The organism is Thiospirillum jenense (assembly GCF_014145225.1).
Taxonomy (GTDB): Bacteria; Pseudomonadota; Gammaproteobacteria; order Chromatiales; family Chromatiaceae; genus Thiospirillum; species Thiospirillum jenense.
On record NZ_JABVCQ010000093.1, the window covers coordinates 1 to 754 of the forward strand.

General features: G+C 45.2%; 1 protein-coding gene. It reads left to right on the forward strand.

The annotated features are described in order from the left end of the window. Positions 1 to 754: hypothetical protein (locus HUK38_RS14645; protein WP_202985584.1), on the forward strand; the 754-nt coding region annotated here is incomplete at both ends.

The window sequence follows — 754 nt, forward strand, 5'->3', positions numbered from 1 at the left end:
CTTGCCGGAAACCCGCGAGCAGCGCTTGGCAATTCAGAATGAATTATCCGAGCGGGTGTATGAAAATCTGTTGATTTTTGTTGATTCAATTGCGCGGCCGACGCAGAGCATGTGGTTATGGTTGCGGCGCGATCAATTGCGGCAAATTGCGCGTGAACATTCATACATGAGCGGGCAGCCGGGCGATTTGTTTTTATCCAAATTGTCGCGGATGGTGGTGGATATTAATGAATTGGATGAGCAGGGGGAGTTTCCGCTCAGTCAATTAGTCGAGCGCTTGACGGCGGCGCTGGATATTGAAAAAGTTACTAAGAAGTTTTTTAAAGAGTTTAATCAACAGCGCATAGAATTTGTCACATTGATTGATGGCATTCCGAATGAACGCGAGCGGCGCTGGTTGGCGTCGGTGTTAATGAATCGGTTGATGTTTATTTGGTTTTTGCAATGCAAATTATTATTAGACAAGGGCAATAGTCGGTATTTGCTGGATCAATTAACGGCGAGTAAACAGCGCGGTCAGGATTTATTTTACAGTGAGTTTTTGCAGGCGTTGTTTTTTGAAGGGTTTGCCAAACCGGCCTATGAACGCAGCGCGGCGACGCAGGCGCTAATTGGCGATATTGTGTTTTTGAATGGCGGGTTATTTTTACAGCATTCGCTGGAGTTGGAATACGGCGCGTCAATTCGTATTCCTGATAAAGCATTTGCCAATCTATTTAAGTTATTTGGCAGTTATTCGTGGCATTTGGATGAT